General features: G+C 33.8%; 1 protein-coding gene. It reads right to left on the bottom strand.

Annotated elements, in window-relative coordinates:
• Nucleotides 1–167 precede the first annotated feature (167 nt).
• On the bottom strand, nucleotides 168–1016 hold the full coding sequence (locus tag GVK91_RS27095) for a DUF5694 domain-containing protein (protein ID WP_159732729.1): 849 nt from the start codon (nucleotides 1014–1016) through the stop codon (nucleotides 168–170).
• Nucleotides 1017–1226 lie beyond the last annotated feature (210 nt).

The raw sequence follows: 1226 nt of genomic DNA, 5'->3' as shown, positions 1-1226 counted from the left end.
TTTCTCCTTGTAAAAGAGCTGGAGCAATATTTGACAAAAGGCCGTAAATGGTGGCTACATGAAGGACCTAGACTTATTGGTGAAGCAGAGATTTTATAGGAGAATTTTTGATTTTGGTTATACCCCTGTTTTCAAATAAATTAGGGGTATAACCAACCTCTATATTTTTAAAGAATATCCTTCAATTCGACTAAATTAAAATTCGGATCATTTTTAAAAAATTCTCTGAACATGGCAGCATGACCTACACCCACTAAGATCACTGCTGTTTTAGTAGATTTTTTCAGTTGGCTTTGAATGTTTGCGTACATCAATAAATTACGTTTATACCAGTCTGAAACCAATATACTTCCGAAATAACCATTTGATACACCTACTTTATTTGCTAAAGAGATATAAAAACTTTTATTTTGAAAGTAAATATCCTCTTCATTGAGTCTTAAAAGTACATCGCGCATACTTTCTTTACCGATCCCTTCATTAAATCCCTTACTCAGTTCCCCTAACTTATTATCATACGCTGCTTTGAGCACTGGATTGGCATTTAGTTCTTTGCTCAAAAGATCGAATCTCATTTGTATCATCGTGTCTATGGGGAATACTTCCTTATTATTGGATTTTTTGCCAAGACGAAAAGCTAGTTGAAAAGTTTCGCCTTCAATATAAAGTTTTTGAAGTCTCTTATTTCCTATCGTATCTGTAAACTTGTTAAAATCATTTGATAAGTATAGCTGGTAGATCTCATTTAACTTTTTTGCCTCTGCATGTGGACTTTCCACAAAAATTTGATCGGGTTTGCTCTTCTTGTTAATCGCATTGGTTAACTCCTCCAGCCCCATCTGATCTTTTTCACTTAGGATATTTCTAGCGGTAGTTTTTGCAGCATCATTGCCCGGATTGTTAAAATGATAAGTACCAATCAGTATTATATCAACCTTGTCCTGGGAATACGAAAAAGAGATACTTGAAAGTAATAATAACAAAACAGCAGACAACCTTTTTAAAATATTTATCATTGAAATACTCCTATTTAAATCCATTTAATAATTCGCCGAATATAGCTAAAAATGGAATTATCCAAAAATAAATTATATTGACTTTTTTCTTAAATTTATGCCATTAGTTGGCCTTTGCTTAACCTGTCGCTAAATTGAAACTTTTCGCTTCAATTTCCGCCACTGACGCCAAGCCCCGTAACTTAAGCCATAGCTACGCGGACAGCTTTA

Source organism: Sphingobacterium sp. 18053 (assembly GCF_902706145.1).
In the GTDB taxonomy this organism is placed as follows: domain Bacteria; phylum Bacteroidota; class Bacteroidia; order Sphingobacteriales; family Sphingobacteriaceae; genus Sphingobacterium; species Sphingobacterium paramultivorum.
Note: the sequence above shows the minus strand (reverse complement) of the source record. Positions and strands in the feature narration are given on the sequence as shown.